The organism is Stutzerimonas urumqiensis, assembly GCF_003640395.1.
GTDB lineage: Bacteria > Pseudomonadota > Gammaproteobacteria > Pseudomonadales > Pseudomonadaceae > Stutzerimonas > Stutzerimonas urumqiensis.
Window position 1 is genome coordinate 252,344 of sequence record NZ_RBZQ01000005.1, and the last position, 22,900, is coordinate 275,243.

A 22,900-nucleotide genomic window follows, 5' to 3' on the forward strand; every position below is an offset into this window, starting at 1 on the left:
AAACGCCGGTAAATAACTTGTGATACGACTTTAAGCGGACCGAAGGGATGGTGCGTAGATCTGTACTGACTGAACGAGTAAGAGCGGAGGGCCATCCCTGGAACTACAGGCCTGCCATGCTTCGAAGCCGCCACCTTACCCTTTGCGTTTGCGCGGCTAAAGTTGGCAATAAATCTTTGCCTGTCTTACCCGCTAGGCACGCTGCATAAGAGAAGAAACCAACGGCCAGCACTGCAGCCCTCGGCTTAGGCTAGTGGCTGTATGGGGTGCGCTGAGCGGTTTCTAAGGCTGTATATCTAAACATGTAAACTTTCCGGGTCGAACCTCAGAATGCTCAACAGGCCTTCCATAACCCTGCTCATCCTTCCCAGCCGCAGCTTATAGCCTGAGCGTGAAACGCCGATTCACAAGCCAGTTACATGGAATTGCCCTACTCAAGGGCAAGAAGATATGCGCTTTAACTAAGCAACGATCCGACGCCGGCTCAGATGCCTAATAACCCGACCAGGAAGTCAGGCATTGAAGGCCGGCAGCACTAATATCGTTTGAGGCAAATCGGTTGCGCACCTTGAAAAAGTGATGGCGCTGAACGCCGTGATGATCGGAGCGCTGGTTGCCTCGCTGATGATTCCCGTGATGGGGTGACTGCCGACAAAATCGGCCGCAAACAGGTATACATCGCCGGCATCCTCGGCATCGCCCTGTATGTCGTGCCTTATTTCAAGCTGCTGGATACCCAAAGTATCTGGGGGATCTCGCTCGCCACTCTGGTTGGTTTCGGTGCTCTTTAGGCGCCGGTGACCGCTGTGCTCGGGACCCTGTCGTCCGAAATCTTCTCTACTCGAGTGCGCTACACCCGTATCACTCTGGGCTACCAGCTCGCGCCGCACTGGCCGGAGGCACTGCGCCATTGATCACCACCTGGCTGCTGGCCAAGTTCGAGGGGAGCTGGCATTCCGTAGCCATCCCACACCCGCCAGGTGAAAAACCCATCCGCTTCGGCCGCTACCCGCGCATCGATGGCTTCACCGAACCTCATTCGGGCCGGGACGTTGCACGGCTGAAGCGCTGACCCGACACCGCAGGATGGAACAGCGGCTGGATCTTGTTACCGGCCGGGTCGAGCAGATGGAAGCTGCGCGCGCCATCGCCGTGGTCGAAGGGTCGGTCCAGCAGGGTGATGCCGAGGGCCTTGAAGTAGGCGTACCAGGCGTCGAGTTCTTCGACGCTGTCGACGATGAAGCCGTAATGGTCGACAGCCTGCTCGCCTCTGGCCGGCACCTGGGCACGGCCGAGCGATAGGTTGTCGTTGCCGCAGGTCAGGTAGACGAGGTCCTCGTTCGCCCGGTGCAGCACCTCCATGCCCAGCACGTCGACGTAGAAGCGCTCGCACTCCTCCAGATTGGGCACCAGCAATGCCAGGTGGCGCAGCCCGTTGAGTCGGCCCGGTCGTTTGGTCATTCGATTACTCCATTGTGTATACAATCTGCGCGAATTTAAGCCACAAGGAGTAAGCCATGTACAGCACTCTGCTAAAGACCCGTCCTAAGCCGGGGAGCCGCGCAGCGTTCCTGTCCGCCATGCGCACCAATGCCGCCGCGTCGGTGCGCGACGAGCCAGGCTGGCTGCCTGTGCTTCGATGTCCTGCTCGACCGCAGCGACGAGAATCTGGTCTGGCTCTACGAGGTCTATGTCGACGAAGCGGCGCTGGATGCGCACATGCAGACGGCGCACTTCCTGGCCAGTCGGCCACAGGTAGAGCCCCTGATCGTCGGGCAGGAGGTCATCGAGGCGGACGTCGCGCTGCTGAATCCGGCGCGCTAACGTTAGCAACCGGCGCCGGAGCACTCGGGCCAGGCGGCGTCATCACTGACGGATACCCGGAGGTCGCCGGCCAGCGGCGCAAGACGCGGGACCCGAACACGGCTTGTAATAAGATGCCTGCCGCTCAGTCGGGCGGTCATGGCTATCATCTGCCGCTCACGACGTTCAAACGCCTCTCGCATGCCAACCTCATCGGAACCTCCCAGTTGTCCCTCCTTCCCGAAAGAAGGTCCGTACGCTGAAGTCCGCTCCCTGCTAGCGCCCTCGACGCGCCTCGGGCGGAGCTGCCGCCCCCCTGCTTGTCGCCACCGAGTCGCTTCCGCCCCGGCCGGCAGGCCAGCTGCCAGACGATCCTGTGTAGACAGCATGCCGCCGTCCGGCGACCGAGCCCGGCCATGCGCTTTTCGAGGTCATCGAGACGTGCCGAGTCATGACCGGATCGTTCGCGATCGCCCGCCGCGTGGCGCGCTCGATCAGTGCCGAGCGATCGACCGCAGCCCCCGCACGCAAGACGCCGCCGAAACGGCGCCGGTTGGCCCCGCGATGACGCTCTTCGATTGTCACGAACACATGCTTAGCGTGCGAAGGCACGCAGGAGAACTGGATTGGAATTTTTCGCGCTGGGTCTGCTGATCGTCCTTAATGGCCTGTTCGCCATGTCGGAAATCGCCCTGGTGGCCGCCAGAAAGGCCCGGCTGACGAGGCTCGCCGCCGATGGCGATTCCGCCGCAGCGGTCGCGCTCAAGCTCGGCGAGGACCCGACCACGTTTCTGTCGACCATCCAGATCGGCATCACGTCCATCGGCATCCTTAACGGAATCGTCGGCGAGGCCGTTCTTGCCGAGCCCTTGGCCAACTGGCTGCAAACCCTCGGCGTGCCGACCGCCACCGCCAGCGTAGGCGCGACCGCGGGCGTGGTGATCGTGATCACCTACGTCTCCATCGTCATCGGCGAGCTGGTACCCAAGCGAATCGGGCAGCTCAACCCGGAGGCCATAGCCCGTCTGGTCGCCCGGCCGATGGTGACGCTTTCTTTTCTGACCCGGCCGTTCGTGGCGCTGCTGGCCTGGTCGACCCACACCCTCCTGCGGGTGATGGGCGTTCGCCAGACCGGCACCTCCATCGTCACGGAGGAAGAGATCCACGCCATGCTCGAAGAAGGCTCCGAGGCTGGCGTCATCGAGCAACATCAGCACGAGATGGTGCGCAACGTCTTCCGTCTGGATGACCGCAAGCTCGGCTCGCTGATGGTGCCGCGTTCGGAGCTGGTCTACCTAGACGTGCGCAGGACGCCGGAGCAGAACATCCAGGTGATGATCGACTCCGAATATTCCCGCTTCCCGGTTTGCGATGGTGGGCTGGACAACCTGCTCGGCGTCATTCATGCCAAGCAGGCCTTTAACCGCTTGGCCAAAGGGCAGAAACCCGACTTCACCAAGCAGCTGCTGCACTGCGTGTACGTGCCGGAAACGCTCACCGGACTGGAGCTGCTGGACCAGTTCCGTGCCAGCGGCATGCAGATGGCGTTCGTCATCGACGAGTACGGCGAGCTGGAGGGCATCGTCACGCTTCAGGACGTTCTCGAGGCGGTGACCGGCGAATTCACGCCCGTCAATGCCGACGATGCCTGGGCCGTACAGCGGCACGACGGCTCCTGGCTGCTCGACGGCGCGATCCCGATCCCGGAGATGAAAGACTGCCTGGCGCTCAAGTCCGTGCCCGAAGAGGACAAGGGGCGCTATCACACCGTCTCCGGCATGGTCATGCTGCTGCTCGGTCGAATGCCCGCCACCAGCGATCGCGTGCAATGGGACGGCTGGGTTTTCGAGGTCATCGACATGGACGGCAAGCGGATCGACAAGGTGCTCGCGACGCCGGCGCCAGCGGACGACGAACTCACGGACGCGCCGCCGCGTACCGGCGAAGAGCCGGGACCAGCGGAACCGCACTAGCACCAGCCAGCCTTGCGCCCTCTCGGCTCGGCCTGATGAGATAGGCCGGCCGGGGCTGCCAATGGCGGCGCTTGTCGCCCTGGCTGGTGGCCCACCGAACGGGCCTTTGGCCGCCGCACCGGCAACCTCGGAACCCTTGCTGGAGCTGTACGTGGACAGATTCGAAGAGATGCGCGTGTTCGCTGCCGTGGCGCAGTTGCAGAGCTTTTCGGTCGCCGCCCGGCAACTGAGGCTGTCCCCGCCCCGCGTGACGCGGGCGGTCGCGGCGCTCGAAGCGCGCCTGGGCGTCGCCCTGTTGCAGCGGACCACGCGCCAGGTGCGGCTCACGGAAGCCGGACGCCGTTATCTGGAGGACGCGCAGCAGGTACTCGCGCAGCTGTCTGAGGCCGAAGCCGCCGCCACCGGCAGTCACCTGACGCCACGCGGTCTGCTCCATGTGACGGCGCCGGTGCTGTTCGGCGAATACTTCGTCACCCCCCGGATCGTCGAATACCTGGCGCGGTATCCCGAGGTGCAGGTTCGCGCCGAGCTGATCGATCGGCCGGTCAATCTTCAAGAGGAAGGCATCGACGTGGCGGTGCGCATCGGCCACGTCCCCGAAGGTTGCCAGCACCTGACCCTCCGCGTTGGCGAGGTGCGGCAGGTGGTGTGCGCGAGTCCCGATTGGCTGGCCCGACATGCCGAGCCGACGCACCCGCGCGAACTGGCGCACCTGCCGACGGTGGTCGCCGACGGCGGCCATCTGGGCGGCCAATGGGGGTTCGAGGAACAGGGCAAGCGTATCGAGGTGACGCCATCGCCACGGCTGCGCATCAGCGCCAACCACGCCGCGCTGGCCGCCGTCGAAGCAGGCGCCGGCTTTACCCGGCTGCTGTCGTACCAGACGGCCGCGAGCGAAGCCGAAGGCCGTGTGCGACGTGTCCTGAAGGATTTCGAGCCGCCGGCCTTTCCCATCAACATCTGGGTGACGGCGGGCCGGGGGCGAGCTGCCAGCGTCCGAACCTTCGTCGACTTCCTGGCCGAGCGGCTGCGTGCCGAGCCGGCGCTGGCGTATCGAAACTGACGATGGTGCCGACTCCGGAATCGTCGCTGCACTTCGAGGCCCTGGTGGCGTTGGCTGCCGTGGCCAGGCACGGCAGCGTGCAAGCCGCCGCAGCTGCCATCGGCCTGTCGGCGCCGCGCCTCAACCGCCTGCTTCGCATGCAGGAGCAGCGCCTGGGTATCGCGCTGGTCGAGGCGTCAGCCCGTGGCATGACGCTGACCGACGCAGGCGAGCGGCTGCACAGACACGCTCAGGCGCTGCTCCACGCGGTGGCCGATGCCGAAACCAGCGCCCGTCAGGAGCACCGCGGACTCGACGGCACCTTGCGCGTGCAGGCGCCCCAGGCCTTGCTGGTGCCGCTGCTGGTGCCCTTGGTGCTGCGCCTGCAAGACGCCCATCCCGCGCTCGGAATCCAGCTGCTGACCGACGAGCATCCGAGCCTGATCGACGCGCCGCCGCACCTGCGCCTGATGCCCGGCCCGCTGCCGCCCTCCCTCTATGCCCGGCCCGTGGGCGCGCTGCGCATCGGCCTGTTCGCCAGCCCCGGTTACCTGAGCCGGACCGGGCATCCCCAGGGCCTGAACGAGCTGGCCGGCCATGCGCTCGTCCACTGCCCGCGCGAAGGGCAGGCACCGATGTGGCAGCTGGCCGGTGGGCACTGCCTTCGCTTCGAGCCGCGGCTCAGCGTCAATGCCAGCGCGGCGGCGTTGCGGGCGGCCATCGAGGGTGCGGGCATCGTGCGCTGTTACGGGCTGGAGGCGCGCAACGCCTGTGCGCATGGCCTGCTCGAACCCGTCGCCGAACCGCTCTGGCCGCCGCCCCAGCCGCTGGCCCTGACCTATCACCTCGGCCTGCGGGCTCCGGCCAGCGTCAGGGCCTTTCTGGACCTGGCGACACCCTGGCTGCGTGATCAATTGGTCGGCTGATTATTTCAGCTGTGGCAATTTTCTTTTGATCGCGATGGCCATTCTTGCAGTGCTTCACTTTGCGCAGGATAGGTGACGTCGCTTCACCGCCGTGAAGCTCACCCCGTCCAAAAGGAGCCACGCATGTCCAACCCCATCAAGGTTTATCGCCACGCGCTTTCCGGCCACTGCCATCGCATCGAGCTCATGCTGTCCCTGCTCGGCCTGCCGGCCACCTTCATCGATGTGGACCTGGCCGCCGGCGAGCACAAGACGCCCGGCTTCCTGAAGCTGAACGCCCTCGGACAGGTGCCGGTACTCGATGACCAGGGCACCCTCCTGGCGGACTCCAACGCCATCCTGGTCTACCTCGAGCGCCGCTACGGCAACGGTCGCTGGCTGCCGCACGACCCGCTCACCCAGGCGCAGGTGCAGCGCTGGTTCTCCGTCGCCGCCGGTCCGCTGGCGAACTCGGCGATGAAGGCGCGGCTGGTCACGGTCTTCGGCGCGCCGTTCGATCCGGAGCCGTTGATTGCCGCGGCTCACAGGCTGTTCCAGTTCATCGACGCGCACCTGGCGAGCCAGCCCTTCCTCGCCGGCGATCAGGCCACGCTCGCCGAGGTGTCCCTGTACAGCTACATCGCCCATGCGCCGGAGGGCAACGTTTCGCTGGAACCCTACGCCCATCTGCGCGCCTGGCTGCGCCGCATCGAAGCGCTGGAAGGCTTCGTACCGATGGGCGTGACCCGGGTAGGCCTGATGCGCTGAGCCGATCCCCAGCGACCTGACGCATCGATGCGGGCGATCCCCGCGAGGAGTCGACGTGAACGACCTGACCACGGCCCTGCCCTGGCATGAAGGCGAGCGTGCCCTGCAACGCCTCGTGGGGGTGGACCAGCAGATGGCGGACCTCGGCCGCCGGGTGCTGCGGCCCTTCCTGACACCGCAGCTGCAACACTTCTTTCCTCAGCTGCCCTTCGTCGCGGTGGCGGCGGTGGACGCGGACGAATGGCCCTGGATCGGCCTTCTCGAAGGGACGCCCGGCTTCGTCCACACACCCGACGAGCGACACCTCGCACTGAATGTGTCGCCCGCACCGACCGATCCCCTGGCCCCGCTGCTGCGGCACGGCGCCAGCCTGGGGCTGCTCGGCATCGAGCTGCCGACCCGTCGCCGTAACCGGGTCAACGGCGTGTTGCAGGGCGCCGCAGGTCGATGGCAGCTGGAGGTGGTCCACGCCTTCGGCAATTGCCCGAAGTACATCCACGACTGGTCGACGATGGAGCCGGTGGACGTGCGACCCGGCCCGGTGCTGGACATTCGCGACGCCACGCTCGATGCGCTGCCCGAACCGGCGCTCGCGCATATCGATCGGGCACTGACGGCGTTCGTCGGCAGCTATGCGCGTACCGAGCGTGGCGTCGAGGTCGATGCGTCCCACCGCGGGGGCCTACCGGGGTTCATCCGGCGTCAGGGCCCGGACCTGATCCTGCCCGACTTCGCCGGCAACCGCTTCTTCAACACCCTGGGCAACGTCCTGGAGAGCGGTCGCGCGGCGCTGGTCATACCGGACTTCGCCAGCGGCGACCTGCTGCACCTCACGGGCGAGGCGCGCCCAGTGGACGAGCGATACGCCGGGGGGCGCTATCCCGGCGCGGAGCGCTACTGGTGCCTGACACCGCGCCATCTGCTCTGGCGACCGGGCGCCTTGCGCTGGCGCAGCCATGCCGGCGCCGTCGCGGCCGAAGCGGAGCCACAGGGGCCTTGGCAGCCACTGAACCCATCGTCTTTGCAGCCGGTCCGCGTGGCGGCTGTGATGCAGGAGACGCCCGACATCCGCTCCTTCCATCTGCACGGCGATGCGCTGGCCTCCTTCGAAGCCGGGCAATTCATCACCCTGCACGTGCCTCGTCTGGACGGGACGCCGCTGGTGCGCAGCTACACCCTGTCCGGCAGCCGCCGCGAGACAGGCTATCGCGTCAGCATCAAGGCCGACGGCGAAGGCTCTCGCTACCTGCATCGGGCATTGCAGGTCGGCTCCGAACTGGTCGTCAGCAGACCGGCCGGCTCCTTCACCGCCGGCGCCCCGGACCGGGCGCACTGGGTGCTCCTGGGCGGCGGTATCGGCATCACGCCCATTCTGAGCCTGGCCCATGAGTTGACCGGCGCCGGCCGTGGCCCGGTGACTCTGATCCAGAGCGTGCGCACGGTCGTCGAAGCGCCGTTCGCCGCGGAATTGCTCGCGCTCAGGACCCGAGGGCTGCGCCTGAAACGCCACGTCACCGGAGCGGCCGAACCGCTTCCCGACGGCTGGACCGCTGGACGGGTTTCGCTGGAACAGGTTCTCGCGGGGCAGACACTGTCGGACGTGCAGCTCTATCTCTGCGGGCCCGCCGCCTTCGTGCAGCGCTACCACCAGGACGCCCTGGCGCTGGGCCTCTCACCCGCACAGGTCCATACCGAGGCGTTCGGTCCCTCGGCCCTGGAGCCGACGCATGACGCACCGGTGGCCGAGCGTCCGATAGCCGTGCGGTTCGCCCGCTCGGACGTGGTCGCCCACTGGCAGCCGGGCGAAAGCGTGCTGGAGACGGCCGAAGGCGCCGGACTGCGCCCTTCCTACGGATGCCGTAGCGGAAGCTGCGGCGAGTGCGCCTGTTCGTTGCTGCGCGGCGAGGTGTCCTACCCGCTCGGCATCTCGGCCCCGACGGGCAAGATCCTCCTGTGCAGTGCCCGCCCGACCGCGAATACCGAACCGCTCGCGATCGATCTCTAAGGACCTGGCATACCGTGACGAACTGCCCGCGACCATCGCCGGCATACGGTTCGCCGCGTCCGCTCCGCGCCGTTGGCGCAGCAGATGCATACAATAGTCGATGGCGGCGACCGTTCCGGCCGAGCTGACGGCATTGCCGTCAGCGACGTAGCGCACACCCGGGCGGAAGTGACCGCAGGAAATCTCGGGCAAGAGGCCCGCGCACAGGCGCAGGCCGGAGCAGCATGGGACGGACGGTCTAGGCAGCCAGATAGGCTTCGGTCGAGATCACGTTAGCGTAGCCAAACTTCAAAGCCGCCATCATGGCCGCATGCACCTGAGCCGCCGGCACCTGCACACCTTCGAATTCCAGGTCCAGCGTCGCGCAGGCGTCGTGCAGCACGGTTACCGCATAGCCGAGATCCGCAGCGGCACGAACCCCGGCATCGACGCACATGTGGCTCATCGCACCGACGATCACGACGTCTTCGACGCCGCGTTCGTCGAGCAACTGCGCGAGCGCCGTTTCACGGAACGAGTTCGGGTAGTTCTTGACGATGACCGGCTCGCCTTGCTGCGGCGCGACGGCAGACTGGATCTCGACATTTGGCGTGCCCGGAACGAACACCGGCCTGCCGCCGTGGACGGACTCATGCCGGACATGGATGACCGGGATGCCCTTGGCGCGCGAGTCGGCAATCACCTTCACCGCGTTGGCGACGGCGGCCTCGATGCCGGTCAGGGGCAGGTTGCCCGTGGGTAGGTATTCGTTTTGAAGGTCGATTACGACCAATGCACGCTTGCTCATGGCTGACTCCCTGGTGATGGTGTCTCTGAACGGGTGACGCCATCATTGGCCATCGGGCGCCGGGCGCGAAGTGGCGGGATCGACATCTTCAGGGGTTGTATCGACACATGACAGACAGACCGGTCATCGAGATAGGGATACTGCTTTATCCCGGTGCGCAGCTGGCGACGGTACTCGGCCTGACCGATCTGTTCGCGATTGCGCAACGGATCGCCAACGAGCGAGCCGGGCCGACAGCTCCGGCGCTGCGCATCAGCCATTGGCGGAAGCAGAGCCCCACCGAAGCGCCGGTGCGCATCCAGGATTCGCTGCCCGGCATGGCCACGACGCCGGCCGTGTTGATACTTCCGCCCAGCCTGGAAGAGCCGATCGGCGCGAGCGCAGCGGCACCTTACACAGCGTGGCTGCGTGAGCAGCACGAGAATGGCGTCACGCTCGCCTCCGTGTGTGCCGGCGCGTTCCTGCTTGGCGAAACCGGCTTGCTGTCCGGCCGCACCATCACGACGCACTGGCACTACGTCGAGCCATTCGCCGAGCGCTTCGCCGACGTGCGGCTGGATGTGGACCAGCTCCTCATCGACGCCGACGACATCATCACCGCCGGCGGTGTCATGGCCTGGACCGATCTAGGCCTGCGGCTGGTGGATCGGTACCTCGGTGCCTCGGTCATGATCGACACCGCCCAGATGCTGCTGGTCGATCCGCCGGGACGCCAGCAGCGCTACTACAGCGCCTTTGCCCCACGGTTGGCGCATGGCGATCACGCCGTGCTGGCCGTTCAGCGCTGGCTGCACGAGACAGGCGCCAAAGGCGTGGCCCTGGCCGAACTGGCCCAGCGCGCCGGCATGGAGGAGCGCACCTTTCTGCGCCGCTTCCAGAAAGCGACCGGCATGACCACGACCGAGTATTGCCAGCGACTGCGCGTGGGCCGCGCCAGGGAGATGCTTCAAGCGGGCCGGCTTCCGATCGAGCGGATCGCCTGGGAGGTTGGCTATGGCGATCCGGGCGCGTTCCGAAAGGTCTTCGCGCGCATCGTCGGGCTAACGCCCGGCGAGTATCGACGGCGTTTCAGCGCCCCCTCCTAGCCCCCTCCGAAACCGGGACGGTTGAAGCACCGGAGGTCTTTCACGAGGCGCTGCTGAAAGGCCTGGAAAGCGCGGGTTAACCGCCACTCGCCGTCCGAACAGGGCGCCGGCTAGCCCGGCATCGGCAACCGCGCTTCGGATGGCGAACGGCCGAAGTATTCGGCGACCATCGCGAAGGCACGTCGCCGGGCCTCGGTCAGGGCGTCGTCCCCGAGAGCGGTCCCCTCGAGGGTGAAGCAGTGCAGGCTGTTCAAACCCACCGTCGCCAGGGCGGCCTGGAGGTAGGGGCGCAGGAAGTCGGGCTGGCGCGCCCGGGGCCCGCTGATGTAGCCACCGGACGAAACGGCCACATATACGGGGCGGTCGCGCAGCAACCCTCGTTTGCCCTGCGGGGTGCTCTCGAAGGTGCGCTGTATGCGCACGACGTGATCGATCCAGGCCTTCAATGACGACGGAACGCTGTAGTTGTGCATCGGCGTGGCGATGACGAGGATGTCCGCCCTGTCGAGTTGATCGATCAGCCTGTCGGAGCGATGAAGCGAGTCGCCCGGATGGGGCACGCCGGCGCCCCTCGGCGAGGCGAGCATCCGCGCATAGCCGCCGTCGACAGGGGGCACGTCGTTCAGGTCGACGCTCGACAGCTCGAGGCGCCGATGGCCGCTCTGCGCAGACAGCGCATCCAGGATGTGTTCGGACAGGCGCAGGCTTTCCGACTCGGCGCCCCGCGGGCTGGCCGCAAGCCGAAGAACGCGAAGGGGGTGCGGGGTCGTCATGGCGGTGGTTCCGTGAGCGATGGGTATCGGGAAAAGTCGCGGCAGCGCTGAGCGGCCTGAAACGCCGTGGTCTGCGCGTGCGGGCTCCGGGTGGAGCGGACGGCGGCATACGGCATCTCAACCGGCAGCTCGGTGCCTTCATGCGTGCATGCTAGGCCACGGATGCCACAATGGATCGGACCATGAACGGACTTATGGACTGGGCCATGAACCGACCGTCACCCTTCATCTCCACGGCACTCACCGATGCGGGCGCTCCGCTCTATCGGCAGCTTTACGACCGCATTCGCGCGGCGATCGCGGCGGGCACGCTGGGGCCGGGCGATCGGCTGCCCTCGGCCCGGGCGCTGGCCAAGGAGCTCGGGGTCGCCCGCGGCACCGTCGAGCTGGGCTACTCGCTGCTGGCCAGCGAAGGCTTTCTGGTTGCCCGTGGGCAGGCGGGCACGGTGGTCAATCCGGCCTTGCAGCTCGCGACGTCGTCCCTCGCACCGCCGACCGAGACGCCGCCGGCGCAGGAGGCGCCAGACCTCTTGTGGCGACCTCAGGAGCTGCTGCCCTTCCAGATGGGCGTGCCGGCAATGGATGCCTTCCCCCGCAAGATCTGGGCGAGGTTGGGTGCCCGCTACCTTCGCGGAATGCGTCCGGCCGACCTCGACTATCCGCCGCCCCATGGCCTACCGGCGCTGCGAAGCGCCATCGCGTCGTACCTGCAGGTCGCACGCGGTATCGACTGCGCGGCTCACCAGGTTTTCGTCACCAGCGGCTGGCGCCACAGCCTGCTGCACGTCGCCCATACATTGCTCCGCCCGGGCGGGCATGGCTGGGTGGAGGACCCTGGCTATCCGCCGGCCCGGCAGATTCTTCGCCAGTTCGGTATCGAGCCGGTGGCGGTCACGGTCGATGCGCAGGGCATTAACGTCGAGCAGGGGGTGTCGCGGGCGCCCGATGCGCAGGTGGCGGTGGTCACGCCCGCGCACCAGAGCCCGCTTTCGGTGTCGATGTCGCTGCCGCGCCGGCAGGCATTGCTCGACTGGGCCGCACGCCATGACGCCTGGATCGTGGAGGACGACTACGACGGCGAGTACCGCTACGCCAGCCGCCCCCTGCCGGCGCTCGCCAGCCTGGACCGCAATGGCCGGGTGCTCTATGCGGGCACGTTCAGCAAGGTGCTGTATCCGGGGATTCGCCTCGCCTATCTGGTCGTGCCGGCGGCGCAGGTAGCGGCCTTCGAGCGGACGGGGCGTGCGCTGTTCGCCGCCTCCACGCCGACGATGACCCAGGCGCTGGTGGCGGACTTCATCGCCGAGGGGCACTTCGCACGCCACATCCAGCGGATGCGTCGCCTGTATGCCGAGCGCCGCGCCGCCACCATCGCCGCACTCGAACGAGGCCTGGCGGGGCGGCTGCGGGTGCAGCCCGCTCCCGGCGGCATGCACCTGGTGCTGCGCCTGCCCGGTGACTGCACCGACCGTCCCCTGGCCGACCAGCTCCTGGCAGAAGGCTTCGCCGTCCAACCGCTGTCACGCTGGCGGGCGGGCGACAGCGGCGAATCGGCCCTGCTGATGAGTTTTACCAACTGCGCCTCGGCGGAGCAGGCGCAACGGCTGGGCGCACTGATCCGCCAGGCGCTGTGAGCGCACAGGCCTCAGCTGAGGTTGGCCTCGGTCAGCCCGATTCGCTTGTCGGCGCTGCCCGGGACGGCGCGGGCCGCCACGCTCAGGCGATTCCAGCCATTGATCGACACCACCAGGAACGTCAGGTCCGACAGTTCCTGCTCGGAAAACTGCTCGCGCACGCTGGCGTAAAGCGCATCGGACACCCCATGCGGCGACAGCTGGGTCAAGGCTTCCGTCCATTCCAGGGCGGCCCGTTCACGCGGTGAAAACAGCGTCGACTCGCGCCAGACCGCGACGTGATGGAGGCGCAGCTCGCGCTCGCCGTGGATCTTGGCTTCCTTGACATGGATGTCCACGCAGAACGCGCAGCCATTCATTTGCGACGCCCGAAGCGTGATCAGATGGGCCATCTCCGCAAGAAAAGGGGTTTTCTTGGTCAGGAGCACGGAAAGCTCCCCCAGCTTGCTCGAAGCCTCAGGGGACAGGGCGAAGTAATCGAAGCGTTGGCTCATGGTCGTCTGGCTCATGTCGAATGGATGAAATCGGCCCGTCTGCACCGCAGAACAACCGAGGCCTGGCGAAACGAACTCTAGTCAAGGCATGCCGTACGACACAGAGCCAAGATCGGCGCTTTCGACTGGGCCATGAAGGCAGGTCTCGAGGCAGCAGAAACGCCGTCGGCCATGCGACGGCAGGCGCCAGACTGCGCTCCGTCGCGATAAGCCGCTAAACCCTCAGCAACCCACGGAAGCCCCTCGCCGCGTAGTAGGACTGCGCCCCGTTGTGATAGACGAAGACGCAGTCGTAGCGGCGGTCGCAGAAGAGCGCGCCACCGAGCTGGCGGATGGCGGGCGGCGTCTGGATCCAGCTGGAGGTCTTGGTATCGAAGCGGCCGAGTGTCTGCAGGTGCCGGTACTGCGCTTCGGTCAGGAGTTCGATGCCCAGCTCGGCCGCCAGGCCGATCGCCGAATGGGCGGGTTTGTTCTCCTTGCGCGACGCGAGCGCCTGTGCGTCGTAGCAGAGGCTTCGACGCCCGGCCGGGCTCTCGGCGGAGCAGTCCATGAAAACCAGCGATCCGTTGTCGTCGTCGAACGACACCACATCCGGCTCGCCGCCGGTCCGCTCCATCTCGGCGAGGGCGCGGCGCTTTTCCGGCGAGGCGTCCAGCCGGGCGTGCACATCGGCCCAATCGACTCCTTCATGCCGATGCCCGTGGGTTTCGAAGCGCGCCCTCAATGTCTCGAGCAGGTCGTTCTCGTTCATGCCGTCCTCTCCGTTGCGGTGGGTGCGTCCCTCGGCCCGATTCGACAGGCCGCTCGCCGGGACAGACAACGAGCCTAGCACCGGAGCGAAGCCGGTCACCGGCCCCCGACCGGCGCCTGCTCCGCCATCAGCCCGGCGACCCAATCGATGAACACGCGCAGCGTGGCGCTGACATGCCGGTTAGGCCGATAGGCCACGTACATCGGCATCGGATCGAGCTGCCAGTCAGCGAACAGGGGCACCAGTTCGCCCGTTGCCAGATGGGGCGCGGCCATGTAGTTCGGCAGCCACAGGGCGCCAAGACCGGCCAGCCCGGCGGCGAGGTAGGCGTTGCCATCGTCGACCGCCAGCACGTAGCGGCCCAGCACGTTCAGCCGCTCGCCATCACGGTGCATGGCATACGGCGGCACCCTGCCGGCACGCGCCCAGAGAAAGCCGACGATACGGTGATGCTCAGCCTCCAGCTCCTGCGGATGCTGCGGCATGCCGGCGCGTGCCAGGTAGCTCGGCGCGGCATAGACCCTGAGCCGCAGGTCGCCGATGTGCCGCGCTACCAGCGACTGGTCGATGAGTTCGCCGCCGCGCACGACGCCGTCGACGTTCTCGTCGATCAGGTCGACCCGGCGATCGCTCACGCCCATGTCGAGCTGGATGTCCGGGTAGCGCGCATGGAAATCCGGCAACGCCGGAATCAGGATCAGCCGGGCGAACGGGCTCGGCACGTCCACCCTCAATCGCCCGCGCGGTGCCGCCGCCGCACTGGAAAGGCTGGTTTCGGCGTCGTCCAGGTCGGCCAGCAGGCGCACCACGCGCTCGTAATAGGCGGCGCCATCGGCCGTGACCCTGACCTTGCGCGTGGTGCGGTTGAGCAACCTGACCCGCAGCCGCGCCTCGAGCTGTTGCACCAGGTGCGTCACGCTCGTCTTGCTCATGTGCAGGGTATTGGCGGCCTTGGTGAAGCTGCCGGTCTCCACCACGCGGGCAAAGGCTTTCATCGCATCGAAACGGTCCATGTCGGCTCCAGTGGGTCGGGATTGTTTGGATTATGCAAACAGTGTTGGCTGGACGTGCGCGTTTATCCAGCGCAGAGGCCTCACTAGAGTCTGTGCAGGTTCGGCGACCGGCCGAGCCCTCTCAATGGAGGCAACCCATGACTACGCGCGACGTCGTTTTCCCGCCTGGACGCCAGGCGCTGTACGAACGCAACCGATACTCGCCGGCCATCCGCGCCAACGGCTTGCTGTTCGTTTCCGGGCAGGTTGGCAGCCGCGAGGACGGCTCGCCGGAACCCGAACTCGAGGCACAGGTGAGGCTCGCCTTCGAGAACCTCAACGCGATCCTCGCGGCCGCCGGTGCCAGCTTCGAGGACGTCATCGACGTGACCGTCTTCATGGTGAACCCGGACGCGAACTTCGAGCGCGCCTGGGCGGTGGCGGCCGAGTACTGGGGCGAGGCGCCCTACCCGACCCTGACGGGCATCGGTGTCACCTGGCTGTATGGCTTCCAGTTCGAGATCAAGGTGATCGCGCGGCTGCCCGAGGCGAGCTGAGCGAACGGCGCCGGGCGCAGGCCGGCAGCGCGACGCACATCCCGCCCGCATCCGCGGGCCTTCTACAGCCGGCTGAATCGCTGCCGGTACTCGGCCGGCGTCAGCCCCGTCACCGCCTTGAACATGCGCCGCAGGTTCGAGTCGCTGCTGAAGCCCAGCTCCAGGCTGATGGTGGTGACGGGCGCCGAAGTCAGCGTCAGGCGCTCGCTGGCCTGGTTCAGCTTGATGCGCCGCGCATAGGCGGCGACGGCCTGGCCGGCTTCGTCGCGCACCCGGCGGGCGAGCGTGCGCTCGGTCATGCCCAGCCGGGACGCCAGCATCGACACGGTGATCTGTTCGGCCGGCAGGCCTTCGACCAGGGCGTGCAACCGCCGCACCAGCGTGCTGGATTGCTCCATCAGGCTCACGCCCTGGAACGCCGGATGGGCGAGCGCCGGGCGCGGCAGGACCATGAGCCTGGCGAGGTCGCGAAACGTCTCGGCATCGACGATCTGCTCGATCAGGTGCTGGGCGATAGGCAGGTAGCCGTTCACGCCCGAAGCGGTCGCGGTGCGGTCGTTGAACACGCCGCTCTGCTCGCTCTGCCAGTGCACCTTGGCGAAGCGCTGACGCATGCGCTCCGCCAGCCACCAGGTCACGGTGGCGGACTGACCGTCGAGCCGACCGCTGGCCGCCAGCAACGCGACGCCCGTGCAATAGCTCCACAGACCACACCGCCGGCCGCGAGACGCCAGCACGGCGATCAGCTCGGTCTGGGTCAGCAGCAGTTCATCCACCTGTGCCGGCGATTCGGCCCAGAAACCCGGTACCAGCACCGCGTCCAGCGGCGTGTCGCCCAGTGCACCGGTCGCCGCCAGCGTCACGCCGTGCGTGCAGTCGACCGGCCCCGCCCGCAACGCGACGTAGCGCACCTGGAAACGCGAGCGCCCAAGGCGACGGTTGGCGGCATGCAGAAGATCGGCGAACGCGAGCAGCCCGGCCGGCATGCAGCCCGGGTACAGCAGCAGCCCGATGCGAATGAAATCAGTCATGGCAGGAAATGAATCGACTCTGTCCGTTGCGGCCATTATGGCGCTGGCACCGGAGCGGCACCATGAGCGCATCGTCCCGAGGGCTCATCATGAACATCCAGCAACTGCGCAACGCCACGCTCCTTGTCGAACACGGCCGGCATCGCCTCCTCGTCGATCCGATGCTGGCGGCCAGGGGCACCCTGCCGCCCCTTCGCATCTTCGGCGCGCGGCAGCGCAACCCCATCGTCGAGCTGCCCGCGTCGGCCGCTACCGCGCTCGAATCGGTCACCCATTGCCTCATCACGCACTGCCAGAAGGGCCATTTCGATCACCTCGACCGGGCTGGCAAGCGGTGGCTGCGGGAGCGGCAGATTCCGGTGATCTGCACCCCGCGCGATGCGCCCTACCTTGCCGAGCGCGGGTTGAACGTCCAGCCCTTGCCGGCGCGCCATGCGCAGCCGAGCCCGTTTCTCGGCGGCACCCTGCGCACGGTTCCCTGCGTCCATGGCCGGGGGCTGGTGGGCCGGTTCATGGAGCATGGCGTCGGCTATCTGATCGAGTGGCCAGACGCGCCGAGCCTCTACATGGCCGGCGACACCGTGCTGACGCCTGCCGTGCGCGATTTCGTGCGCGAACACCAGCCGGACATCAGCGTGGTGCCCGCCGGCGGCGCGCGGTTCGACCTGGGTGGCGACATCATCATGGGTATCGAGGAGGTCATCGCATTCGCCGGTCTCTCATCGGGGTGGGTCATCGCCAATCACCTCGAAGCGATCAGCCACTGCCCCGTCACCCGCGACGCCCTGCGCGCGGCGGCGCGAAAGGCCGGCGTCGATGATCGCCTGCTCGTGCCCGCCGACGGCGAGACGCTGACGTTCGGCACGGCGCCGGTCAGTCGGCGACACGACGCGCCGACAGCGCCCCGCGCGCAGGCCGTATGAAAGCGACTGCGCGCGATCATGCTGAGAATTCGGGTTGCCTGGAGGGGTTCGTCTGAATGGCGCCGGTCAGAACAACCGGTTAGTCGACGCCTGGCGACCAACCGGACGGCCCATGCCTTGCGCAAACTAAGGGCCTAAGTTGCACGAAGCCGGGAACGGCGCGTGAAGTTCCAAGCGACTAGTGAAACGATCGACTGGGTGAATCCTTGCAAGGGACAGGCGGCCAGGCGGGTATCGCCTGCACGGAGATGGCGTCGCCGTGCTGCGGCTTCGTAAGTGCAAACGGAGAACTTGCTAAAGATGCGCAACGATGTCGCGAAAAGAACAGCAGGAAAGTCCACATGAAGAGGCCGTCCGGCCCTCCGTCCTTCTGCTAGTTCGCAGCGGTCGGAGCGCGGGACGGCCCGGGTAAAACAGGGAAATCAGCTCAGCCAGCTTTCGACTTCATTAGCGCCGAATTCGGCTTTCCAGGCCTTGAGGACCTTGTGGTTGCCGCCTTTGGTTTCCACCACTTCACCGGTCTTGGGGTGCTTGTAGCGCTTGACCGCACGGGCCTTGCGGCGTGCGCGCTCGGGCTGGGCGTCGGCGGGCTTGGTTTGGGAACGATCGGGAACCAGGATCGAGAGAACATCGCGAGGCGCCTTGTCGTATTGCCCCATCAGTTCCTTGAGTTTCTGTTCGAATTCGATTTCGCGTTGCAGCGTTTTGTCGTTCTTTAGCGTTTCGAGTTCGGCCAGTTGGGCTGCCAGTTTCTGTTCCAGTGCGCGAAATTCAGCGAGTCTCGACATTTCTACCTCCGTTGGGGAGGTGCATATTTACGCTTCCGCCACAATTAAGGCAAGCAGCCTTTATATGAACCGCACAACTAAGTTAACCAAGTAACGTCGGGCCGATTAAAACCGGGCCGGACTAATTCTCCGGCTGTCGAAACAGTGACGCTGTGCTTCAGCGTATGCCGGCGGGCCTGAGTCGATGACGCCGTGAATATAAAGAAGCCCCACGCATGGGGCTTCATCAGGCGATAGCAGTCGGATCAACTCACCAGCGGCTGCAACCCGAGAATGTCCAGCGTCACATCGAGCTGGTTCATCGACAGCGGTGTGGCGTAGCCGCTGTAGGTGAAGTGCGGGCGGTCGGTGTTGTTGAACGCGAAGAACTCATCGTCCTCGCTGGCGTCCGGAATCTGTGCGAGGTCGTTGTCGACTTCATCGAGCGAGCGATGCAGGTTGTCGCGCAGCACGCCGAGACGATCGGCCGGCATGGCATTGATCCAGTCGACGAACGCCTGCTGGTCCGCCGCGTCATCGAGGTCGAGCCCGCGGCTGTTGGCATAGCGCTCCAGCAGCGGCAGCACGCTGTAGCCTTCGCCGCTCTGGTCCGACAGCGCCTGGGCGGCGGTCTCGCTGAAACCGGCATGCCGGAGGAAGCCGATCGTGATGTCGGTCTGGTACTCGTTGGCCTTCTTGACCTGGTCATACTTCATGTGGATCCCCGTGCCGACCAGCACGATGCCCGCCCCGATCGGCCCCCAGAGGCTGCCGGTGCCCACCGCCGCCATCACACCGCCAACGCCGGTCGCGGTATAGATCGCCGCGCCCGCCGGATCGTTGTTATCGGCAGCCATCTTGGCGTTGTAGAAGTCGAACGCCGACGTCAGCACGCCGAGGATCTTCACCGGCATGCGGTTGCTGCCCCCCACCAGGTTGTCCAGCGTGCCGCCCCGCTCGATCATGCCGGCGCCCATCAGCACCTCGGTGGTCTTCTGCGCCACGCCGGCGGCATCGAGCGTCACCTTCAGGCCCGTCCACAGGTTGGGATCGTTCTGGTAGTTGGCGTGCGAGCTGAGCGTCGTGGCGGTGCTGCCGATGACGCCGAGCAGCCGCAGCACCTGACCCGGTGCCGTCTCGCGGTTGAAGGCGCGTATGCCGTCGCGGGTGGTGGTGAGCCTTTCGAATTCGGCATCCATCCGCTGCAGGCGTGCCTGCGCCTGGGCCGGTGTTTCCCCCGGTTGCGCCAGCGCGTCCTTGACGATCTTCAGCGCCTTGTCGAGATCGCCGTCGGAGATGCCCAGCAGGCGCCCGGTCGCCTGGGTATCGAAGCGATCCAGAGCGTTGTGCACGCGCTGGACGCTGTTGGGATTCGACGGGTCCAGCTGCGCCAGCTCCGGCACCACGGTGCGCCGGATGATCTGCGTCGCGGTTTCCTCGACGAACTTGCGACCGCGGTCGGTCAGCTTTCCGTACTGGCCGACCAGCCGCATGCTGCTCGGGTCGGTGAGCAAAGAAGGGTCGGCATCGAGCGCCACGCCCATCGCGATCGTCGTTTCAGGCGTATCGAACGACTGGATCAGTTGGCGCGCGAAATCCCGCTCGGATTCGTTCTCGATGGTCTGCAGGCGTGTTTCCAGGTCGCCCTCGCCTTCGAACAGGCCGGGGTAGCGCGCCTCGATCGAGGCGAGGTTATCGAGCAATTGACGACCGTCCTCGGCCACCTGGGCGCGAAGGTTGTCGGCCTTGGTCTGCCAATCTTCCTCGCCGGGCTTGGCGCTCTCCACCTGGCCCTCGATGTAGCCATCCACCGCTTCGGCGAGCTGCGCATCGGTCATCACCGAGCCGCCGTTCTGCTCCAGCCAGTTCAGCTCGGCCAGGTGATTGCCGTAGGCCCCGATGTCGGCGCGCACGCGGGCCTGGTTCTGCTCGAGCCCCGCCAGGATGCCGCCTTCGGTCACCATCGTCGGCATCTCGCCTTCGTAATGACCGACCAGCGACAGCGGGTAATTCAGGCTGCCGCCCTCGCCGAGATACGGGGCGAAGGCATGCATGTGGTAGAAGCCCATCGCGCTGAAGCGGTCGAGCGTGGTCGCGTCCGCCTGCGGATCGAGGCGCCCGGTGAACTGGAGCAGGTGGTGGGTGCCCTGCATCTGCGTGCGCAGGGCGCCGAAGTCGCTGTGGATCGACTCGGCGAACGCCTCTTCCAGCCCGGGCAGCACCGCCTCGGCGAGCTCGCTGGTCAGTTGCGGATCGAGGTCGGCGCTCATCTCGTCGAGCCGGCGGAACAGCTCGTAGCTCTTGTAGACATGCGGATCGACCGCATCCTCGTGCGCTTCGGTCAGCGCGCTGAGCGCCTGGTCGGCGGCGCCCTGGACGATCTCGCGCGCACCCGGCGAGCGCAGCATGGCCTGCCGCACCTCGGGTGAGGCGGTCTCGAAGCCGTCGTTCAAGGTCGCGAGGCGATCCAACGGATCGGTCTTCGCCTGCGCAGCGGCCACCCGCTCGCGGGCTTGCGTCTCGATCGCGCTGCCGGCATGCGAGGACGGTTCCAGCACGATGCCCTGGGCGTCGGCGCCCTGCTCGATGGCCATCTGCGCCGGGCCGGCGTCGGTCCAGTCCTCGTCGAACAGGCGCTGCGCGGCCGCCTTGCGCTCGCCTTCGGGCAGCGCACCGAGGTACTCGCCGACATCCGCCACCAGCGTGTCGATCTCGGCCTGATGGTCGGTCGTGCCGGCATCGGCGTATTCGATGGCGTTGCCGCGCGTGTAGAGGTCGTCGAGGAACAGCGCTTCACCGTCCGGCCGCTGCGCCAGCTCGGTCGGCGACGGCGGCGGCAGGAACAGCACCTCGCCGGTCTCGATGTGGTCGAGGTTGTCCACCTGCGGGTTGAGCTGCGCAACCTCGGGCAAGGTCACCTCGTGGTCCGCGGCGATGTCGTTCAAGGTGTCGCCGCGCTCGACGACCACCAGCCGCTCTTGCGGTTGCTGCCGGTCCAGGCGCGGATCGTCCGAGGCCCTGGCGCGGTCGCCCACGGCCTCCTGCACGGCCTGGCGAAAGCGCTCGCGCTCTTCCTGGGCCTGGGTCTGAAGGTTTCGCAGCAGGCGCCGGGCGCCGGAGTCGTCGATCAGCAGGGCCATGTGTTCCTCCCAAGTCTTCGGTGATGCCCATACGGGCCGGATGGACGGGCGTGCACGCGGCGCACGCTCATATCAATCGCGCAGCGACCAGAAGGTCCGCCACGCGCTGGAAATAACGGTCGGGTACCGGCGCGCCGGCCGGCGTGCGCTTGCCGATCGCCTCGGCCAGCGCCTGATCGGTCGCCTGCGGCAGGCCGAGCTGCGCCGCGCGGGCCAGCGCGGCGTGCGACTGCTCGGGCGCGGCGCGAAACACCACCACCGGCACCGGCGTCTGGCCACGCACGTAGCGCAGGCCGACGAGCCAGCCGCCGGCCTGGCCGACCAGCAGCGTCGCCTGCTCCAGCCCCAGCCGTGCGCCGGGCGTCTGGAAGTCCTGCCGCAGCCGCCTGCGTTCGCGCTTGATCTGCGGATCGCCTTCCATGTCCTTGTGCTCGCGCTTCTGCTCGCTCTTGGTCATGCGCATCTCGCGGCCGAACAGCCAGCGCTGGATCAGCAGGTCCGCCGCGCCGACCACCAGAAAGGCGATCAGCGCGGTGATCACCAGCGGCGTCAACAGCGAGACGAAGGAGGAATAGACGCAGGCGCCGCCGCAGCGGGACGACTCCATCAGCGCCTGCAAGCCCAGCCGGTAGACGATCACCAGCGCCACCGACACCGCGAGCAACTTGAACAGCGTCTTGAGGAATTCGGTGATGCTGCGCATCGAGAACAGCCGCTTGAAGCCGGCGACCGGATTGATGTGCTGCACGTCCGGCTTGATCGGCTCGGTGGTGAACACCATGCCGCGCATGGCGGCCACGTTGGTGAGGATGACCGTCGCGACCGTGGCGACCAGCAGCGGCAGCGTCGCGGCCACCAGCAGGCCGATGGCCTCGGCCTGCACGCGCGGCCAGACGGTCTCGAACGGCTCGACGTAGATACGCCCGACGGTGATCAGGAACTGCCGCGCACGCCCCTCGATGCGCTCGGCCAGCGCCACCACGCACAGCGTGCAGACAAGCATCGCCATGCCGGTGACCAGGTCCTGGCTCTTGGACAGCTGCCCCTTCTGCCGCGCATCGCGCAGCTTCTTGTCGGAGGCTGGCTGGGATTTTTCCTCGCTCTTGTCGCTCACGGCCGCTGAAGGTTCCGGTCACGCGACGCGCACGGCCCTGCCTGGTCGCCGCGTCGGTACGGGGGTCGTGCCTTCCGGGCGCGACACTGACGTAAGGGCGGACTCAGGGCCCGGCCGTCGACCGGTCGTTCTGCTGGCTATAGAGGTTGCTGGCGAGGCTACCGGCGAGGCTGCCGGCCGTGTCGTCGGCCACGCGCGTGCCCAGCGGCTGGACGCTCATGGGTGTCTCCTTCGGGATGATGAGGCCGGACCGCACGACTTCATCCCGAAGCCGACTCAAGCTCACGCAAGACGGCCATCCGGCCGCTTTTCGGACGACTCTGCCGCAGCGGCATGACATGGGTATTGCACCGACA

The 22,900-nt window shown here is 66.8% G+C and carries 21 protein-coding genes and 1 pseudogene; 10 read left to right on the forward strand and 12 right to left on the reverse strand.

What is annotated here, in order from left to right:
- Window positions 1–512: 512 nt before the first annotated feature.
- Window positions 513–911 (reverse strand): hypothetical protein, encoded by a 399-nt coding sequence (locus D7325_RS11950; RefSeq protein WP_120995953.1) that lies wholly within the window; start codon window positions 909–911, stop codon window positions 513–515.
- A gap of 124 nt (window positions 912–1,035) precedes the next feature.
- Entirely contained in the window at window positions 1,036–1,461 is a 426-nt protein-coding gene (locus tag D7325_RS11955; protein WP_120995955.1) for a VOC family protein, read from the reverse strand.
- A 129-nt stretch (window positions 1,462–1,590) separates the two neighbouring features.
- Between D7325_RS11955 and D7325_RS11960 the strand changes: the two genes are divergently transcribed.
- From D7325_RS11960 to D7325_RS11990, 6 genes are all read left to right on the forward strand, one after another.
- Window positions 1,591–1,824 (forward strand): putative quinol monooxygenase, encoded by a 234-nt coding sequence (locus D7325_RS11960; protein ID WP_425452300.1) that lies wholly within the window; start codon window positions 1,591–1,593, stop codon window positions 1,822–1,824.
- A 605-nt stretch (window positions 1,825–2,429) separates the two neighbouring features.
- A complete protein-coding gene (locus tag D7325_RS11970) occupies window positions 2,430–3,776 on the forward strand; it encodes a hemolysin family protein (RefSeq protein WP_120995958.1) in 1,347 nt (448 codons plus the stop codon).
- Window positions 3,777–3,927: 151 nt separating this feature from the next.
- A complete protein-coding gene (locus D7325_RS11975; RefSeq protein WP_120996144.1) occupies window positions 3,928–4,839 on the forward strand; it encodes a LysR family transcriptional regulator in 912 nt (303 codons plus the stop codon).
- A 2-nt stretch (window positions 4,840–4,841) separates the two neighbouring features.
- On the forward strand, window positions 4,842–5,744 hold the full coding sequence (locus D7325_RS11980; protein ID WP_120995959.1) for a LysR family transcriptional regulator: 903 nt from the start codon (window positions 4,842–4,844) through the stop codon (window positions 5,742–5,744).
- Between the two features lie 123 nt (window positions 5,745–5,867).
- Window positions 5,868–6,491, forward strand: coding sequence for a glutathione S-transferase family protein (locus D7325_RS11985; RefSeq protein ID WP_120995960.1), 624 nt, complete (start codon window positions 5,868–5,870; stop codon window positions 6,489–6,491).
- Between the two features lie 55 nt (window positions 6,492–6,546).
- Window positions 6,547–8,496, forward strand: coding sequence for a 2Fe-2S iron-sulfur cluster-binding protein (locus tag D7325_RS11990; protein WP_120995961.1), 1,950 nt, complete (start codon window positions 6,547–6,549; stop codon window positions 8,494–8,496).
- Window positions 8,497–8,526: 30 nt separating this feature from the next.
- Here D7325_RS11990 and D7325_RS19295 read toward each other — a convergent pair.
- Both D7325_RS19295 and D7325_RS12000 read right to left on the reverse strand, forming a co-directional pair.
- Window positions 8,527–8,664 (reverse strand): annotated as a pseudogene (locus D7325_RS19295) (GlxA family transcriptional regulator); the annotation flags it as partial.
- A gap of 70 nt (window positions 8,665–8,734) precedes the next feature.
- Window positions 8,735–9,283: a cysteine hydrolase family protein gene (locus tag D7325_RS12000; protein WP_120995962.1), complete on the reverse strand. Its 549-nt coding sequence runs from the start codon at window positions 9,281–9,283 to the stop codon at window positions 8,735–8,737.
- Between the two features lie 107 nt (window positions 9,284–9,390).
- Between D7325_RS12000 and D7325_RS12005 the strand changes: the two genes are divergently transcribed.
- Window positions 9,391–10,368: a GlxA family transcriptional regulator gene (locus tag D7325_RS12005; protein WP_120995963.1), complete on the forward strand. Its 978-nt coding sequence runs from the start codon at window positions 9,391–9,393 to the stop codon at window positions 10,366–10,368.
- A 110-nt stretch (window positions 10,369–10,478) separates the two neighbouring features.
- Here D7325_RS12005 and D7325_RS12010 read toward each other — a convergent pair whose 3' ends face one another.
- Window positions 10,479–11,141, reverse strand: a complete 663-nt coding sequence (locus tag D7325_RS12010; protein WP_120995964.1) for an FMN-dependent NADH-azoreductase — start codon at window positions 11,139–11,141, stop codon at window positions 10,479–10,481.
- 206 nt (window positions 11,142–11,347) lie between these two features.
- On the opposite strand from D7325_RS12010, the gene pdxR reads away from it, so the two are divergent.
- Window positions 11,348–12,775 carry a MocR-like pyridoxine biosynthesis transcription factor PdxR gene (pdxR, locus tag D7325_RS12015; RefSeq protein WP_218565184.1) on the forward strand — a complete coding sequence of 476 codons (1,428 nt, stop codon included), beginning with the start codon at window positions 11,348–11,350 and terminating at the stop codon, window positions 12,773–12,775.
- Between the two features lie 11 nt (window positions 12,776–12,786).
- On the opposite strand, the gene D7325_RS12020 is transcribed toward pdxR, so the two are convergent.
- From D7325_RS12020 to D7325_RS12030, 3 genes are all read right to left on the reverse strand, one after another.
- On the reverse strand, window positions 12,787–13,269 hold the full coding sequence (locus D7325_RS12020; protein ID WP_120995966.1) for a carboxymuconolactone decarboxylase family protein: 483 nt from the start codon (window positions 13,267–13,269) through the stop codon (window positions 12,787–12,789).
- Between the two features lie 214 nt (window positions 13,270–13,483).
- Window positions 13,484–14,020, reverse strand: coding sequence for a DUF4256 domain-containing protein (locus D7325_RS12025; protein WP_120995967.1), 537 nt, complete (start codon window positions 14,018–14,020; stop codon window positions 13,484–13,486).
- Between the two features lie 95 nt (window positions 14,021–14,115).
- Complete coding sequence (locus D7325_RS12030) at window positions 14,116–15,033, reverse strand: LysR family transcriptional regulator (RefSeq protein WP_120995968.1); 918 nt, start codon at window positions 15,031–15,033, stop codon at window positions 14,116–14,118.
- A 137-nt stretch (window positions 15,034–15,170) separates the two neighbouring features.
- Between D7325_RS12030 and D7325_RS12035 the strand changes: the two genes are divergently transcribed.
- A complete protein-coding gene (locus tag D7325_RS12035) occupies window positions 15,171–15,569 on the forward strand; it encodes a RidA family protein (protein ID WP_120995969.1) in 399 nt (132 codons plus the stop codon).
- Window positions 15,570–15,631: 62 nt separating this feature from the next.
- On the opposite strand, the gene D7325_RS12040 is transcribed toward D7325_RS12035, so the two are convergent.
- The gene (locus tag D7325_RS12040; RefSeq protein WP_120995970.1) at window positions 15,632–16,600 is read right to left on the reverse strand and encodes a GlxA family transcriptional regulator; all 969 of its coding nucleotides are present in this window, start codon (window positions 16,598–16,600) and stop codon (window positions 15,632–15,634) included.
- 89 nt (window positions 16,601–16,689) lie between these two features.
- Between D7325_RS12040 and D7325_RS12045 the strand changes: the two genes are divergently transcribed.
- Entirely contained in the window at window positions 16,690–17,523 is an 834-nt protein-coding gene (locus D7325_RS12045; RefSeq protein ID WP_120995971.1) for an MBL fold metallo-hydrolase, read from the forward strand.
- A 422-nt stretch (window positions 17,524–17,945) separates the two neighbouring features.
- Here the strand turns inward: D7325_RS12045 and D7325_RS12050 are convergent, their stop codons facing one another.
- The 3 genes from D7325_RS12050 to D7325_RS12060 form a co-directional block, all read right to left on the reverse strand.
- Window positions 17,946–18,311 carry a histone-like nucleoid-structuring protein, MvaT/MvaU family gene (locus D7325_RS12050; protein WP_120995972.1) on the reverse strand — a complete coding sequence of 122 codons (366 nt, stop codon included), beginning with the start codon at window positions 18,309–18,311 and terminating at the stop codon, window positions 17,946–17,948.
- Window positions 18,312–18,556: 245 nt separating this feature from the next.
- On the reverse strand, window positions 18,557–21,430 hold the full coding sequence (locus D7325_RS12055) for a LysM peptidoglycan-binding domain-containing protein (protein WP_120995973.1): 2,874 nt from the start codon (window positions 21,428–21,430) through the stop codon (window positions 18,557–18,559).
- 67 nt (window positions 21,431–21,497) lie between these two features.
- Window positions 21,498–22,544: an EscU/YscU/HrcU family type III secretion system export apparatus switch protein gene (locus D7325_RS12060; protein ID WP_120995974.1), complete on the reverse strand. Its 1,047-nt coding sequence runs from the start codon at window positions 22,542–22,544 to the stop codon at window positions 21,498–21,500.
- Window positions 22,545–22,900: the final 356 nt, after the last annotated feature.